13 protein-coding genes are annotated in these 16573 nt (G+C 64.8%); 6 read left to right on the top strand and 7 right to left on the bottom strand.

Annotated elements, in window-relative coordinates; genetic code table 11:
• Nucleotides 1–2: 2 nt before the first annotated feature.
• From PLO63_14490 to nadA, 4 genes are read right to left on the bottom strand one after another with little or no spacing between them, the layout of a single operon-like run.
• Nucleotides 3–971, bottom strand: coding sequence for a SurA N-terminal domain-containing protein (locus tag PLO63_14490; GenBank protein ID HOI75350.1), 969 nt, complete (start codon nt 969–971; stop codon nt 3–5).
• Nucleotides 968–2017 (bottom strand): peptidylprolyl isomerase, encoded by a 1050-nt coding sequence (locus PLO63_14495; GenBank protein HOI75351.1) that lies wholly within the window; start codon nt 2015–2017, stop codon nt 968–970. The genes PLO63_14490 and PLO63_14495 overlap by 4 nt, the downstream gene beginning before the upstream one ends.
• A gap of 17 nt (nt 2018–2034) precedes the next feature.
• A complete protein-coding gene (mfd, locus tag PLO63_14500; GenBank protein HOI75352.1) occupies nt 2035–5577 on the bottom strand; it encodes a transcription-repair coupling factor in 3543 nt (1180 codons plus the stop codon).
• 12 nt (nt 5578–5589) lie between these two features.
• Complete coding sequence (gene nadA, locus PLO63_14505) at nt 5590–6498, bottom strand: quinolinate synthase NadA (protein HOI75353.1); 909 nt, start codon at nt 6496–6498, stop codon at nt 5590–5592.
• Nucleotides 6499–6663: 165 nt separating this feature from the next.
• Here nadA and PLO63_14510 point away from each other — a divergent pair, with 165 nt between their 5' ends.
• The 3 genes from PLO63_14510 (at nt 6664) to ahcY (ending at nt 9680) form a co-directional block, all read left to right on the top strand.
• On the top strand, nt 6664–7494 hold the full coding sequence (locus PLO63_14510) for a pyruvate, water dikinase regulatory protein (protein HOI75354.1): 831 nt from the start codon (nt 6664–6666) through the stop codon (nt 7492–7494).
• Nucleotides 7495–7545: 51 nt separating this feature from the next.
• A complete protein-coding gene (locus PLO63_14515; protein ID HOI75355.1) occupies nt 7546–8172 on the top strand; it encodes a DUF502 domain-containing protein in 627 nt (208 codons plus the stop codon).
• 83 nt (nt 8173–8255) lie between these two features.
• Nucleotides 8256–9680, top strand: coding sequence for an adenosylhomocysteinase (ahcY, locus tag PLO63_14520; protein HOI75356.1), 1425 nt, complete (start codon nt 8256–8258; stop codon nt 9678–9680).
• 369 nt (nt 9681–10049) lie between these two features.
• Here ahcY and PLO63_14525 read toward each other — a convergent pair whose 3' ends face one another.
• Entirely contained in the window at nt 10050–10235 is a 186-nt protein-coding gene (locus PLO63_14525; GenBank protein HOI75357.1) for a hypothetical protein, read from the bottom strand.
• A gap of 345 nt (nt 10236–10580) precedes the next feature.
• On the opposite strand from PLO63_14525, the gene PLO63_14530 reads away from it, so the two are divergent.
• From PLO63_14530 to PLO63_14540, 3 genes are read left to right on the top strand one after another with little or no spacing between them, the layout of a single operon-like run.
• On the top strand, nt 10581–12728 hold the full coding sequence (locus PLO63_14530) for an acetate--CoA ligase family protein (protein HOI75358.1): 2148 nt from the start codon (nt 10581–10583) through the stop codon (nt 12726–12728).
• Nucleotides 12729–12771: 43 nt separating this feature from the next.
• Nucleotides 12772–13710 carry a bifunctional enoyl-CoA hydratase/phosphate acetyltransferase gene (locus tag PLO63_14535; GenBank protein HOI75359.1) on the top strand — a complete coding sequence of 313 codons (939 nt, stop codon included), beginning with the start codon at nt 12772–12774 and terminating at the stop codon, nt 13708–13710.
• Complete coding sequence (locus PLO63_14540) at nt 13707–14138, top strand: ACT domain-containing protein (GenBank protein HOI75360.1); 432 nt, start codon at nt 13707–13709, stop codon at nt 14136–14138. The genes PLO63_14535 and PLO63_14540 overlap by 4 nt, the downstream gene beginning before the upstream one ends.
• Before the next feature lie 42 nt (nt 14139–14180).
• Here PLO63_14540 and lptG read toward each other — a convergent pair whose 3' ends face one another.
• Entirely contained in the window at nt 14181–15260 is a 1080-nt protein-coding gene (lptG, locus tag PLO63_14545; protein ID HOI75361.1) for an LPS export ABC transporter permease LptG, read from the bottom strand.
• Entirely contained in the window at nt 15257–16429 is a 1173-nt protein-coding gene (gene lptF, locus PLO63_14550; GenBank protein HOI75362.1) for an LPS export ABC transporter permease LptF, read from the bottom strand. Before lptF ends, lptG begins: the two co-directional genes overlap by 4 nt.
• Nucleotides 16430–16573: the final 144 nt, after the last annotated feature.

Below are 16573 nucleotides of genomic sequence, written 5' to 3' on the forward strand. Positions count from 1 at the left end.
ACCTACTTGATCTCGATGAGGGCGCTCTTCCGGAGTTCCGTGATCCATTCCTCGAACTTCCGGTTCATCTTCTCCTCTTCGATCTTGGCCTTGATTTCGTTTCGGACGTCGGCGAGGCCTTTCGTTCCGGCCCCCCGTTTGTCGACTGCCTTGATGATATAAAATCCCGTGGAGGCCTCGATGACATTGCTGACTTCGTTGATGTTCAGGCGGAACGCCTCCCGGTCCACTTCGGCGACCAGGGATCCCCTCTCCACGAAGCCGATGTCTCCTCCCTGCTCGGGAGCCGGTCCCTTGGAGAAATGATACGCCATCTTTTCGAACGATTCGCCCTGCCGGATGCGGTCCAGGATCTTCCGGGCCTCGTCGCGGAGACGTTCCCGGCTTTCCGTTCCAGCGCCCCCGGGAAGCGGGAGGAGGATCATGTGGAGATGGACCGCTTCCGTGCCCTCATAGGCTTCCCGGTGGGCCCGGTAGTATTCCCCGATCTCCTCGTCGCTGACGGCGATCTTGCTGCCGATCTCCCGCCGGATGAGGCGCTGCCGGGTCATGTTTTCGCGGATGTCCTCCTTGTACTGCTCCAGCGTCGCCCCCTCCCTGGCGAGGTTCTTGCGCAGGTCTTCAAGGGTCATCTTCTGACGGGCGGTCATGTCGCGAATGGCCGCGTTGATCTCCTCCTCCTTGACGGTCAGGCCTGCTTTTTTCGACTCCAGCTCGATGAGCTTGCTGTTGATGAGCCGGTTGAGGGTCGCCTCCCGGGCCTCCGCCAGGATCTGGTCCTTGTTCGGGCCCTGGTAGCCTTTCTCGATCCGTTCCTTGATGGTCTCATAGGCGTTGTTCCATTCGGAAAGGGTGATCACCTCGCCGTTCACGACGGCGGCGACGCGGTCGACGATCTCCGCGGATGGAGCACAGGGAATCCAAACCATCCCCGCCAGGACCAGAGTGATCAGTATCTTGATTTTCTTCACGGTTTCCTCCGTTCGGATGGAGTTTTCCGGAGGGGAGTCGGCTCCGGATTCGGGGTTGCGGGGCGACTTTCGGGGACCTGTATTTTTTTGAGGACATCCGTCCGGATTTCAATCCGGGCGGATTTTTGAAGCCCTTCCATCCAGGAACCGTATGCCGTTTCCGCCTTGGCTTTCCGGAGGTCCTCGATCACCTGCTCCCGGGCAGCGGGATAATCGGGCGGTTTCCCTTCCTCGCGCTGGAGGACCTTCACGATATGGTAGCCGTATGGGGTCCGGATGGGAGGACTGATTTCTCCCACCGGGATGGTGAAGACAACCCGGTCGATGGCATCCGGGAGGGTGCCGCGGGAGAGAAATCCCAAGTCTCCTCCCCGGGTTGCCTCGGGTCCGACCGATTCTTCCCGGGCGACCTTACCAAAATCCTCCCCCTTCTTCAATCGATTCCGGACCGCCTGGATCTTCCGGGGTTCCCGGATGACGATCTGGAGCACCCGCACGCGGGCTTCATGCCGGTAAGCGTCGCGATGCTTCCGGAAATATGCCTCCGCCTCTCCGGGAGCGACCGTGATGGCCTGGTAGAGGTCCTGCCGGACCAGTTTGTGGACCAGGAGCTGCCGGCGCAGGGATTCGCGCCAGGCCGGGGATAGCGGGGCACCGGGGCGTCCGCCGTCGGCGAGGGAGGCCGCCTCCCGGTCCAGCTCTTCATCCGTGACGGACAGCGAGAGCGCGCGGGCCCGCTGGAGCAGAATCCTTTCCTGGATCATCTCCTGGAGGACTTCTTCCTTCACCGCCTGGCGGCTGCCCATGGCGGAGGCCGGCCCGCCCCAGCGCGCCGCTTCGGAGGCCAGGCGATCCGCGAACTCCGCGGCGGTAACGGCCTCGCCGTTCACGAGGGCCACGGCGGCGGGTTTCGGGGATTCCCCGCAGGAAGCCAGGCAGGCCGCGAGGAAGAAACAGGCAAGGAGGCAAAACGGCAGGCTTCGCAAGGGCAGGGCGGCAGGGCCCGGGCGGTGCGACAAGGCCTGGCTCGGGACATGGCTGCGCATGGGATCAGGACCCCCTTTCAGGCCTTCAGGGCCCGCAGGATCTCGCGGGTTCCCTCGATGATGCCGCCGCCTTTCCGATCCGGCAGGGGTACGGACAGCCTGCCGTCCGGAGACAGGGCGATGCCCCGGTAAGGGCCGCGTGACAGGGCCAGGATCCTTTTCGGATCGACGGGCGTCCCGGCGGTCAAAAACAGGGATGCCTGCTTCCCGTCATAGGTGAATTTCCGGATTTTCAGCTCCTTCAACCGGTTGCGGATCCGGATCGCCTCGAAGAGGGCGTCCGCCTCCTCCGGGAGCGGGCCGCAGCAGTCTTCCAGCCCCTCGCGGATCTCCCGCAGCTCCTCGTCCGAGGCGGCCAGGGAGATCCGCTTGTAGGTGACAAGCCGCTGGTGCTCGTCGCCGATATACTCGGCAGGGAGGTACGCGGCGATGCCCAGGCTGATCTCGGGCCGGATCTCCTCCTCCGGCAGTTCCTGTCCCTTCAACTCCCGGATGGCCCGCTCCATGAGTTCGGTATACAGCTCGTAACCGACGGCCGATACGTGTCCCGACTGGGAGGCGCCCAGGAGGTTTCCGGTCCCGCGGATCTCCAGGTCGCTGGTGGCGATCCGGAATCCGCTGCCGGGCTCGGAGAAATCGAGGATCACCTGGAGGCGCTTGACGGCGTCGCGGGTGAGCATGGCGCCCCTGGGGACCATCAGGTAGGCGAAGGCTTCCTCCCGGCCGCGGCCCACCCGGCCCCGGATCTGGTAGAGCTGGGCCAGGCCGAACCGGTCCGCCCGGTTAACGATGATCGTGTTGGCCGTGGGGATGTCGACACCGGAGCCGATGATGGTCGTGCAGACCAGGACGTCCGTCTCCCGATGTAGGAACCGCACCATGGCGTCTTCGATTTCCCGGGGCTTCATCCGGCCGTGGATGATCGCGACCCGGGCCTCCGGCACGAGCTGTTCCACCAGCCTCGCCATGGTGTGAATGGAGCGGACCCGGTCGTGGAGGAAGAAGACCTGGCCGCCCCGACCGAGCTCCTGCCGGATCGCGTCCCGGATGATCTCCTCGTCGAACTCCAGGACCCGGGTCTTGACGGGGACACGGTCCTCCGGCGGCGTGTGGATGACCGAGAGGTCGCGAATGCCCACGAGCGAGAGGTGCAGGGTGCGGGGAATCGGCGTGGCCGTGAGGGTGAGGACGTCCACCAGCGTCCGGAGCTTTTTGAGGCGCTCCTTGTGGACGACGCCGAAGCGCTGCTCCTCGTCGATGACGACAAGGCCCAGGTCCCGGAAGGCGACGTCCTTCTGCAGCAGCCGGTGGGTGCCGATGACGATGTCCACGGAGCCCTTCCGGATCTCTTCCGCGATCTTTTTCTGCTCCACCTTCGTCTTCAGGCGGTTGAGCGTCTCGATGCGCACCGGGTAGGGCTCGAAGCGCCGGAGAAATGTCTTGTAGTGCTGCTCCGTCAGGATGGTCGTGGGGGCGAGGACCGCCACCTGCCGTCCGTCCATGACGGACCGGAAGGACGCCCGCAGGGCCACCTCCGTCTTGCCGAAGCCGGCGTCGCCGCAGACGAGCCGGTCCATGGGCTTGGACAGGCTCATGTCCGCCTGGATGTCATCGATGGCCCGGGCCTGGTCGGGCGTCTCCTCGTACTCGAAGGTGGCGGCGAACTCCTCGTCGAGCCCCCGGGGCGGTGAGAAGGCCCTCCGCTCGAGGATCTCCCGGGCCGCGTAAACCGCCACCAGCTCCTCCGCCATGTCGCGGATGGACTTCTGGACCCGCTCCTTGGTCGATTCCCAGGAGGTACCGCCCAGCCGGTCGATCCGCGGGTGTTCGCCGTCGGGACCGATATAGCGCTGGAGCTGGTCCAGGCGGTCCACGGGCAGGTAGAGCTTGTCCCCCTCGGCGTACTCGACCAGGAGAAAGTCGTTTTCGATCCCCGAGAAGGCGATTCTCCGGAGACCCTGGTAGCGGCCGATGCCGAACTCCTTGTGGACCACCAGGTCGCCCTCCGCCAGGTCGCCGAAAGACTTGAGGAAGAACCCCTCCCGGGGCAGGCGCCGGGGGCGCCGTGGGACCTTCTTGCCGAAGAGGTCTTCGTCGGTCAGGACGACCAGCCGGCGGGCCTTCCAGGAGAATCCGGCACTGATCCTGCCCTCCGCCAGGAGCAGCTCTCCGCCGGGACGGGGGCGGTCCATCTCCAGGGGGAGGGGCTCTTCGGGGACCCGGAAGGGGAGACCCGCGGCCTGGATGATGGAGGCCATCCGCTCCCGCTCCTCCGGCCCGCTGGCCAGGAGGAAAACCTGGTCTCCCGCGTCCAGGCGCCCGCGGATCCGGTCCGCCAGCTCCCGGAAGCGGCCTTCATCGTCCCGGAACACCGGCGCCGCGCGGTGCACCACCGGAAGAGGGGCCGTGGAGAACGAGACGGTTCCCTCCGGCGGTTCTTCCCCGGCGCCCAGGAGAAGGCTCTCCAGGCGGATCCTCCGGCGCTCCCCGATCTTCCGGCGATATTCCACAGGGGACAGAAGGAAGGCGTCCCGCTCCAGGAAAAACCGCTCTTCCAGGCGGGCCTTCCGGAGTGTCCGGTCGATGCCGCTCTCCAGGTCCTCGCAGGCCCGCTCGATGGCCGGCGGATCCTCCAGGATGAGGGGGGCCGCCGGGGGCAGAAAATCCAGGAGGCTCCCCGGCCGCGGGTCGTCCGGCGGGTCGTCCGGCGAGGCGTAGAAGAGGGGCAGATACATGGGATGGAGCGAGAAAAAGGCATCCCCGGAGACGGCCTCCAGGAGGCGGTCCCGGGTGGACCGGGTGAGATCCAGGGCAAGGGCCCGCTGCCGGATGCCCCGCTCCGCCCGCTGCCGTCCCTTGCCGTTCGCGAGGATCTCCCTTGCCGGGACGACGGGGAATGATACGACCTCCCGAAGGGAGCGCTGGCTCAGGGGATCGAACTCGCGGATCCCCTCGATTTCGTCGCCGAACAGCTCCAACCGGTAAGGCTGCTCCCGGGCCGGGGGGAAGACGTCCACCACGTGGCCCCGGAGGCTGAACTGGCCTGGTTCCTCAACCAGGGAGACGGACTCGTAGCCTCCTTCCAGGAGCTGGGCCGCCAGGGCGTCGCGGTCGATGAAATCGCCCATGGAGAGGGTTTGTCTCCAGGAGAGGAGGACCTCCTTCGGCAGCGTCCGCTGGAGGACCGCCGCCAGGGAGGCCACCACTACGACGGGCTCGTCCTCCAGGATGCGGCCCAGCGTGGCAAGCCGCGCCCGCTCGACGGCTTTCTGCGGGGCCAGTGGATCCACGGAGCGCATGTCCCAGGCGGGGAATGGGAGGACCATGCCTTCTCCCAGGAAGAATATGAGATCCTGCCGGAAGGATTCGGCCTCCTTCTCCGTCGCCGTCAGGACGAGCACGGTACCGGGCAGGCGGAGCTGGAGGCGGGCGGGGACGAGGGCCCGGGCTGCGCCGTGAAGCCCAGCCAGGTTGATTTCCCGCAGGCCTTCCTCGAGATGGGCCAGCACCTCCAGGAAAGCGGGATCCTCCCGGGGTTTTGTATCGATGATTTTCCGCATGGGTCGGCGTCGTCAGGACAGGGCCGTCATCCTCTCCAGGGTTCGGCGGGCGGCTTCGGCCGTCTCTCCGGGCACCCGGATGACGTGCCGGTTTTCCACGAGGGAGGACCGGATGTCCTCCAGGGTGGTGACTTTCATGGTCTCGCAGAGAAGGGAAGGGGAGGCCAGGATGAACGTCTTCCCCGGGTTTTCGAGCCTCAGACGGTGGAAGATCCCCTGCTCCGTTCCGATCAGGATCTTGTCCGCTTTCGATTCCCGGGCGAAGCGGAGGATGCCCGCGGTGCTGCCGACGAAGTCGGCCAGGTCCAGGACGGCCTGCGGGCACTCCGGATGGGCCGCCAGCGGCGCCGATGGATGGGCTTCTTTCAGCCGGGCCACGGCGCCGGCGTCGATCTCGTCGTGGACCGGGCAGGCCCCTCCCCAGGGAATGATCTTCTTGTCCGTGAACCGGGCCGTGTGGCGGGCCAGGTTCCCGTCGGGGACGAACAGGACCTCGTTCACGGAAAGCGATTGGACCACCCGGACGGCATTGGCGGAGGTGCAGCAGATGTCCGAGAGGGCCTTCACAGCGGCGGAGGAGTTGATGTAGGTCACCACGGCTGCGCCGGGATGGGCTTTCCGGGCCTCCCGGAGCGCCTCCGGGGTCACCGTGTCCGCGAGGGGGCAGCCGGCGTCGAGCCGTGGAAGAAGGACCGTCTTCTCCGGGCTCAGGATGGCGGCGCTTTCGGCCATGAAGTGAACGCCCGCAAAGACGATGACCCGGGCGGCCGTTTTCGCTGCCTCGATGCTCAGTGCCAGGGAATCCCCTACGATGTCGGCGATCTCCTGTACCTCGTCGCGCTGGTAGTAGTGGGCCAGGAGGATTGCTTCCCGCTGGTCGAGTAGACGCCGGATCTCTTTCTGGATCTGCTTTGTTTGCATGGCTGGTCTTCCTTTTGTCCCGTATGGGAAGGATTGAAATTCCTATATCAGGAAGGGGGTGAATTCAAGGGAAAAGGGCGGCCGGAGCTCTGCCCGGGGATTTGGCCTTGGACGAGGCGGCGGTTCGTGTTATTCACAGCCCAGGAAAGCAAAAGGAGGGAATGCATGGTCCGCCGCCGCACCGTTTTTTTCGTCTCCGACAGCACCGCCATCACCGCGGAGACGCTGGGACAGAGCCTCCTGACCCAGTTCGAGCACATCCCCTTCGACCCCGTGACCCTGCCATTCATCGACACGCTGGACAAGGCCGCCAATGCAGTCCTGCAGATCGACACGGCGACCAAGCGCAAGGGCATCCGCCCCCTGGTCTTCAGCACCCTCATCAATCCCCGGATCCGGGACGTGATGATGGGAAGCACGGGGGTTTTCTTCGACTTCATCGGGACGTTCCTTCCGCTCCTGGAAGGCGAGCTCAAAACCCAGTCCTCCCACACCGTGGGCCGTTATCACGGGATGGTGAACGACACCCAGTACAGCGTCCGGATCGACGCGGTCAATTACGCCCTGGGCCATGACGACGGCATCTCGACGAAGAATTTCGAGGAGGCGGACGTCATTCTCGTGGGCGTTTCCCGTACGGGCAAGACGCCGACGTGCATCTACCTGGGGCTCCAGTTCGGGATCTACGCCGCCAATTACCCGGTCACGGAGGAGGACTTCACCCAGCAGGACAAGCGGATCTACAGCCTCATATCCCCTTACAAGAAAAAGATCTTCGGCCTGACCATCAACCCGGAGCGGCTCCACAAGATCCGCTCGGAGCGGCGGCCCGGGAGCCGCTACGCCTCCCTGGGCCAGTGCCGGCTGGAGGTCGCCATGTGCGAGTCCTTCTTCATTTCCGAGGACATCCCGTTCCTCAACATCACCAGCATGTCCATCGAGGAGATCGCCGCCACGATCATGCACGCCCACAAACTGCCCCGTCGTGTCGTCTGAGGGGAATCCGGCTATTGTGGTGATTCTCCGATCCGGTCCGGGAGGCCGCAGGTGAAGAAAAAAATCCAGCAGATTTTCCTGACGGGACTGGCGGTGGTTGTCCCCGTCGTGGTGACGATTTACGTCCTCGTGTTCCTGGTCCGCCTGATGGACGGGCTCCTTTCGGTCGTTCCCCAGCGCTTTCACCCGGACACGCTGCTGGGCGTTCACATCCCCGGACTCGGGATCATCTTCACGGCCATCCTCGTCTTCCTGTCCGGCCTCATCACCCGGAGCTACGTGGGCCACCGGCTCGTCCGCACGGGAGACCGGATTCTCCAGAAGATCCCCTTTGTCCGGGGCGTGTACCGGGCCAGCAAGCAGGTCTCGGACAGCCTGATCCGGGAGAAGGGGAACGGGTTCCGGAAAGTGGTCCTGGTGGAGTTCCCACGGCCGGGGACCTATGCGATCGGCTTCGTCACCGGACAGGCCGCGGGCGAGATCCGCGAGCGGATCGGGGAGGCCGTCAGCGTCTTCCTGCCCACCGCCCCCAATCCCACCTCGGGCTACATCCTCCTCGTCCAGGAGCGGGACCTCGTACCGCTGGAGATGACGGTGGAACAGGCCTTTACACTGATCGTCTCGGGTGGTATGGTGGCGCCCCCGGACAGGGGGAGCCCCCCCGGTGCCGACCGGTGAGCGGAAGCGAAACGGCATGAAGACAGACATCCGGCGGTTCCCTTCTCCGATCCGGCAAAATGAAAATCCTCAAGGAGCGAACCATGAAATATCAGAAGATTGACCCGGCCCTTCCCTTCAAGGTGGCGGACTTGGCCCAGTCGGACTGGGGACGCCGGGAGATGGACCTGGCGGAGAACGAGATGCCCGGCCTGATGGCCGTCCGGGCGAAGTACGGCCCCCGGAAGCCCCTGAAAGGGCTCAAAATCATGGGCAGCCTCCACATGACCATCCAGACGGCCATGCTGATCGAAACCCTGAAGATCCTGGGAGCTGACCTGCGCTGGGCCTCGTGCAACATCTTTTCCACCCAGGACCACGCCGCGGCGGCCATCGCAAAGGCCGGCTCGGCGGCGGTCTTCGCCTGGAAGGGCGAGAGCCTGGAGGACTACTGGTGGTGCACCGAGCAGGCCCTCACCTGGCCGGACGGCTCGGGACCCGACCTGATTGTGGACGACGGCGGCGACGCAACCCTCTTCGTCCACCAGGGGGTAGCGGTGGAGAAGGATCCTTCGATTCTCGAAAATCCTTGTGACAACAAGGAATTCGCTATCATTCTCGACCGCCTGGGCCGCAGCCTGAAGAAGAGCCGGTCGCGCTGGCAGAAGGTCGCGGCGGGCATCCGGGGCGTCTCGGAGGAGACCACCACGGGCGTCCACCGCCTGTATGCGATGCAGAAATCGGGGGAACTGCTCTTCCCGGCCATCAACGTGAACGACTCGGTCACCAAGTCCAAGTTCGACAACCTCTATGGCTGTCGCGAGTCCCTGGTGGACGGCATCAAGCGGGCCACCGATGTGATGGTGGCGGGGAAAATCGTGGTGGTCTGCGGGTACGGCGACGTGGGCAAGGGGTCCGCCCAGTCCATGAGGGGTTTCGGCGCCCGGGTCATCGTGACCGAGATTGACCCGATCTGCGCACTCCAGGCTGCGATGGAAGGCTATGAGGTGAAGACGCTGGAAGACGTGGTCGGGATCGGCGACGTCTTCGTGACTGCCACGGGCTGCTGCAACGTCATCACCGGCCGGCATATGGAGAAAATGAAAAACGAAGCCATCGTCTGCAACATCGGCCACTTCGACAGCGAGATCGAGGTGCGCTACCTGGAGACGACGAAGGGGATCCGCCGGGAGACCATCAAGCCGCAGGTGGACAAGTGGACGCTCCTGTCGGGGCGCTCCATTCTTGTCCTGGCGGAAGGGCGGCTGGTCAACCTGGGCTGCGCCACGGGACATCCCAGTTTCGTCATGAGCAACAGCTTCACGAACCAGTGCCTCGCCCAGATCGAACTGGCGGAGAATCGCCTGCCGGTGGGCGTTTACACCCTGCCGAAGAAGCTCGACGAGGAGGTGGCCCGGCTTCACCTGGGTCGTCTCGGGGTGAAGCTGACGAAGTTGACGAAGGAGCAGGCGAAGTACCTGGGCGTCCCGGTGAGCGGCCCCTTCAAGCCGGACCACTACCGGTACTGAAAAGCAACACGATGCAGGCTCAAGGGGGAGCGGACTCGAATCCGTTCCCCCTTCCTTTTTTCTCCCTTTCTTTTAAAGAGAATCAGGTGCGGATGGGAGGCTGGCTTGTGGGAGAGAAGGCTTCCCTCGCGCTCAGGAGCGTTTTTTCGACCCTGCATCGTCTCGCTCCGCTGCAAAGTCATAACTCGCGCCTGGGGGCGCTCAGACAGATGACTTTGCGGGCGCTGCGCTGCGACGGCAGGGTGCCCCGAAAAAGCCGCTATTCGCGCTCCGGGAAGCCCGCCTCCCCGGCTGACGTTCGCGGGGGCGCGACCGGGGGGGGTCAGAGGAGCAGTCAGGACGTTCCTGCCGGAAGCATTGATCCCGCCCTCATCCGGGCTTCAGGCAGTCATCCCTCCAGAGGCATTCGTCCTCGTCGCAGGCGTCCTTTGTCCCGAAGCACGGGCTGTAGCCTTCGCGATTCTGGATTTCCCGGATCAGCTCCTTTTTCGTGATCCCGATCCGGAACGGGATGCCCCATTTCCGCGCGATTTCCCAGATCGACCGCATTTTCATATGGCAACCTCCTGCAAGAGCCCGGATCGATGGCCATGAACGACCATATCCGGCGTGTCCGGTGTGTCCGGGAAGAAAACGTCGACCGTTTCAGCGTCTGACAGGGGATGGAGCGATTCTGATTCGGAAGGCCGGCGATGTCAAGAAGGGAAACGCCTCCGGCCATGCAGATGGTGATGGCAGCCTCGGGAAACGTTCATCGTTGAGTTTTCGGGCTGCCGCTTCCCCAGGGCGGACGCGACCCGGGCAAGACCGGCAAGAGTCAGGCCTTTACAGTGCCTGGTGCGGGTGCTATGGTTTCGCCCGTTCTTTACAAACGCTCTTTTCTCGAGGAGGCTGTCGCTCATGTCCGAAAATCCGCTTCATGCCCTGATGAGTCCCAAATCCGTAGCCATTGCCGGCGCCGGCAACAACCTCATGAAGATGGGGACCATGCAGGCCCTGAGTGTCCTTCACGACGGTTTTCAGGGGCCGATCTACCCGATCCATCCCCGGGACAAGGTTGTCTTCGGCCTGCCCGCCTATGCCACTCCGCTCGACCTTCCGGAGGCCCCCGACCTGGGAATGATCGTCGCGCCCGTCGGCGAGGTCCCCCGTCTCATGGAGGGATTCGGCGAGCGCGGGACGAAGCGGGTCATCGTCTGCACGGCAGGCTTCCGCGAGGTGGGGGCCGCGGGGAAGGTCCTGGAACAGCAGATCAATGACATCGCCGCGAAGTACGGGATCCGGTTCCTGGGCCCCAACTGCATGGGGATCCTGAACTCGGAGATCCACCTGAACCTGACGGTCATGCACCTCGACGACCGGCCGGGCCTCCTGGGGCTTGCCTCCCAGAGCGGGACCTACGTCACCCAGACCCTCTATTTCCTGCGCAGGCAGGGTATCCGCCTGAGCAAGGCCATCAGCTCCGGGAACGAGGCCAACATCGGCATCATCGACGCCCTGGAGTATTTTGGAGAAGACGAGCAGACCCGGGCCGTCATCCTCTACATCGAGGCCATCCGCGACGGGCGCCTCTTCGTCGAGACGGCCCGGAAGGTCACGCGACACAAGCCCGTCTTCGCCCAGTACGTCGGCGGCTCCGAGGCAGGAGCCAGGGCAGGGCTCAGCCACACCGGCGCCATGGCGGGGCCGGACTTCCTCTACGAGGGGATCTTCAAGCAGGCGGGCATTGTCCGCGTTCAGACGATCGAGGACCTCTACGCCCACGGCTGGGCCGCCGCCTCTCAGCCGCCGCTCCGGGGGCGCCGGATCGGCGTTGTGACCCACTCGGGCGGTCCGGGAACGGCCATGTCGCACACCTGCGACCAGGGCGGCCTGGACGTCGTACCCTTCTCGGAGGCCGTGCAGCAGCAGATCCGTCCACTCATCCCGCCCCACGCCGCCAGCGGCAACCCCGTCGACATGACCTTCAACCTGGACACGGAGTACATGACCGTGCGGATCCCCGAGATCATCCTGGGCAGCGGCGAGGTCGACGGGCTCCTCATCCACGGTCCCATGATGACCGGCTGGATGAAAGAGGTCTTCCCGCACTTCAAGCCCCTGCTGGGTGAGATGACACTCGACCAGTTTCTCGGCGGTGTCGTCCACGACCTCTCGCCGGCCATGGCCCTGCCGGAAAAGTTCGGCAAGCCGGTGATCGTCTGTTCGTTCCTCGACCGAGAGGACAACTTCGCCGCCGCGTACCAGGACAACGACATCCCCGTCTTCAACGCCCCGGAGAAGGCGGCCCGGGCCATGATCAGCCTGTACCGCTGTTTCCGGGCGCAGAGCAGGAAAACGGGCAATCCCCCGGCAGCCCCGGAGATGTCCGCTGAGGCGGACCGGATCATCAGCGAGGCCGTGGCAAAGGGACAGAAGGCCCTGGACGAGCACGCGTCGAAACGCATCCTCTCTCTCTACGGCATCCCGGTTCCCCGGGAGATCCTCACCCGAAGCGCCTCCGAGGCGGCGGCCGCCGCGAAGGCCATCGGAGGCGCCGTGGCGATGAAGGCCTGCTCCTGGGAGATCATGCACAAGTCGGGCAAGGGGCTCATCGCCCTCAACCTGAAAAAACAGGCCGACGTCCGCAAGGCCTTCACCGGCATCCGCCGGGCGGCGGGACGGCGCGTCCCCGTTCTCGTCCAGGAGATGATTCCCGGCGGGCGGGAACTGGTCGTCGGCATGACCCGCTTTCCCGGCTTCGACCCCTGCATCCTCTTCGGCCTGGGCGGCGTTTACACGGAGATCTTCCGGGACAACACGCTGCGGCTCGCGCCCCTCTCCGATGCCGAGGCGGAGGAGATGCTCGACGACATCCGGGGCAAGAACCTCCTCGGTGCGTTCCGGGGCCAGCCGGAGGCCGACCGGGAGGCCCTGGTGCAGGTCATCCAGCGCCTTGGCTGGATTGCGGTCCTGCATCCAGAGATCGCCGAGATCGACCTCAACCCGGTGATTCTCGACGGGTCGCGGCCCGTCGCGGCGGACGCCCTCTTCGTACTCGGGGACTGATCGCCGGCGGACGGCTTCTTCCGGCGATGGAAAGGGAACGAGCATGATCCGTGATTTCAGGACGATGATCCGGAGGGCCTCCGGGCTGGGGCCGAAACGGGTGGCCGTCATTGCGCCCCAGGAGAGCTCCTCCATGGAGGCGATCGAGGAGGCCCGCCGGAAGGGGCTGGCCCGGGGGATCCTCATCGGGCACCGCGCCCTGATCGAGCAGATGATGGGGCAGGCGGACGCCGATCCCGCGGACTTTGAGATCGTCGACGAGCGGGACATGGACCGGGCCGCCGAACGGGGCACCGAAATGGCGGCGTCCGGGGAGGTCGACATCCTCCTGAAGGGCGGCATCTCGACGAACCGCCTTCTTCAGGCGGTTCTGAGGGGGCCCCGGTCGCTTCGGACGGGCCGCCTCATGAGCGACGTCGCCCTCTTCGAGGACCGGCGGGAAGGCGTCCGGAAGATCGTGATGACCTCCGACGGTGGTGTCAACGTGGCACCGGACCTGAAGGAAAAGATCCAGATCATCCGGAACGCCGTCGAGGTGGCCCACGCGCTGGGCATCGCGGTCCCCCGGGTGGCGATCCTGTCGGGGGTGGAGAAGGTGCAGCCGGAGGTCCGCTCCACCGTGGACGCCCTGGCGCTGGCGAAGATCTGCTCCTACGGGGAAGTCCCGGGCTGCGTCGTCGACGGACCCTTCGCCCTGGACAACGCCGTTTCGGCCGAGGCGGCGAAGATCAAGAAGGTGGAGTCCCCCGTGGCGGGCGCCGCGGACATCCTCATCATGCCCGACCTGGAGGCGGGAAACATCTTCGGCAAATCCCTCGTCTATTACGGGGGGAAAGACCTGGCCCACGTGATCGCCGGAGTCCGGACCCCCATCCTGATCAGCTCCCGGTCGGATCCTCCGGCGGCGCGGCTGGCGTCCATCGCCCTGGGTGTCCTGATGGCGGAAGAGATCCGCCGGCGGGAGGGGGAGGCGAAATCATGAAGATCGTCCAGCTCTCCGTTTTCATCGAGAACCGGGCCGGCGTCCTGGCGGAGCTGACCACGTTCCTGGGGGACAGCGGGATCAACATCCGGGCCCTCAGCATTGCCGAGTCGAGGGACTTCGGTGTCCTGCGCATGATCGTTCCCGATCCTGCGGCGGCCGCGGAGCGGCTTCGCAGCCGCGGGTACCGCTTCCAGGAAGTGGAGGTGCTGGCCGTCAAGGTCGCCGACCGGCCCGGCGGACTCGCCCGGGCCCTGTCCGCGCTCGCCGCCGAAGGACTGAATGTGGATTACCTGTACACCTTCCTCGACAAGCTCGACAACCGCGCCGTCATCATCTTCCGTGCGGACAACCCGGATTTCGCCGAGACGGTCCTCGACGGGCAGGGCTTCGAGTTCCTGGGGCCGGAGGATTTCGGCAGGATCTGAACGGGCCGGAGCGGCCGTCCCGGGACTTCATTATCCGGGAGGTCAGGTGCGGATCCGGGAGTACATGAACGCGGCGGCCGCGAGAAAGAGGATGTCGGCCATCCAGGCCGCCAACAGCGGCGGCAGCGTGCCGGCCCGCCCCAGGGACAGGCTGAAGGCGTGGACGAGCCAGTAGGAGAAGCCGATCACGATGGCCGCCCCGATGCTGCGGCTGACCCCCCCTCCCCGCTCCTCCCGGAGAGAAAATGAAATCCCGATGAACACCAGGATCATCGTCACCAGCGAGAAGGCAACCTTCCCGTGCATGTCCACCTCATAGCGGGTGGCATCGTATCCTTCCGAGCGCAGCTTCCGGGCATATTCCCTCAGTTCGAAGAATCCCATCTGCTCGGTGTCCTTCTGGACGATCTTGAAGTCGTCCGGCTTTTCCGGGATGTTCACGACGCGCTTCGGGACCCACTCCAGGGTGGGGAATCCTCCCGTGTCGAAGCGGGTGATGAGGAGTTTCGTGAAGACCCACGCTCCGTTTTTCCATTCCGCTTTTTCCGCATCGATCCTCCGGACGAGGCGGAAATCCGGCGTCAGGTAGTAGATGGAGATTCCCCGCAGGGTGTTCGTCTGCGGCTCGAAGAACCTGAAATTGTAGACCCCGTCCTTGCCCCGGTACCAGATCTGGTTCTGCTTGAAGGCCGGCATGTCCTGTTTCTTTGGAACCTCCACCAGCCGGATCGTCTCCGCACGGGTGTTCGTGTAGGGCACGATCCATTCGCTGATGAAGAAAGACGCGATGCCGATCAGGACCGACAGCAGGATGACCGGGCGGGCGAGCCGGTAGAGGCTGACACCGCCGGCCTTGATGGCGGTGATCTCGCTGTGCCGGCACATGGTGCCGAAGGTCATGAGGGTGGCCATGAGGACCGCCGCCGGGATGGTCTGGGCGACAATCATCGGGATCATGTAGAAGAAGTGGGCGGCCACCAGGCGCACCGGCGCGTGGTTGCTCATGAAGTAGCGGATCTTCCCGAAGAAGTCCACCATGAGCGCCAGGAGAAGGAGCGACAGCACGATCGTGCCGAAGAGCCGGAGAAACTCCCTGGTGATGTAGCGGTCCAGGATTCTCATTCGGTCCGCCTCCGCTTTTCCCGCCAGCGCCGGATCGTCTCCTTCAGCCGGCGGGGGACCGGGAAAGGCTGCTCCCGGGCGGCCAGGACGAACAGGACGATTCCCAGGGCGCCGAAGAGGACGTTCGGCGTCCAGGTGCCGACGGCGGGATGGATCCGGCCCAGTTCCGCCAGGGCTTCCCCGCCCATGAGGATCAGGTAGTAGGCCAGGGCGATCAGGAATCCGACCGTGATCCCCCGGGACTTGACGGAGCGGTGGGCCCGGATCCCCAGGGGAACGCCCAGGAGGCCGAAGCAGAGGCACGAGACGGGGATGGTCATCTTCTTGTTCAGCTCGATGGCCAGTTCCCGCAGGGCTGCCGGATCGGCGCCGGCCTTGCGGATCCGTTCGATCAGCTCTCTCGCGGTCATTTCCGTGCTCGATTTCTGGGCCGCCGCGGAGGCGAGGGCCGGCATCAGGTCCAGGGTTACGTCGTAGAGCTGGAAGTCCAGCTTCCGGTAGTTCTGGAGGCTCGCATCGACCGTGTGGGTGCTGCCCTGGTAGAGCCGGAGGATGATCACCATCCGGACCGGGTCCGCCAGCAGGTAGGCCCGGCTGGCGATGATCGTCGATGGTTCGCCGGTGATGCGGTTGTCGGAGATGATGACCCCCTCCAGGAATTCGGCCTTGTCGGCAACCCGGTCGGCGTAGATGAGAATCCCCCGGAAGTCGTCCACGAAGACCTTTTCCTTGATGCCCATGGCGGCCCGCTGCTGGGCCACCTGGTAGACGAGATGCTTCGCCGCCGAGTTTCCGCTGGGGACGAGGTGGAACGTCACGGCGGCGGTGAACAGGAACGCCAGCCCGGCGAAGACCGCCGCCGGAACGGCAAGCTGGTACAGGCTCAGACCGGCGGACTTGAGAACAGTGATCTCGTTGTCCCCCGAAAGGCGTCCCAGGCCGATCAGGATTGCCACGAGGAGAGAGACGGGGATGGTGTAGACCAGGAAGGACGGGATCAGGTAGAGGATGAGCAGGATCACGTCGAGAAAGCCGACACCCCGGTTGACCATCAGGCTCACCAACTGAACGATTTTCCCCATGAGGAGGACGAACGTCAGGATGAACAGGGTCAGGCCGAAGGGAACGGCGATTTCCCGGAATATGTAGCGGTTGATGATCCTGGCCATTCTGCCTGCCTTTGCCCCCGCGGATGACGTTTTTCCGTGGCGCGGGGGCTGTCACGGGGGCATGTGGAAAAGGGGACAGATTGAAATCTGTCCCCTTTTACCCTTTTATTTCCGTGGCCGCTACATCATACCTTGTTTTTCATT

It is taken from the genome of Syntrophales bacterium (genome assembly GCA_035363115.1).
In the GTDB taxonomy this organism is placed as follows: domain Bacteria; phylum Desulfobacterota; class Syntrophia; order Syntrophales; family PHBD01; genus PHBD01.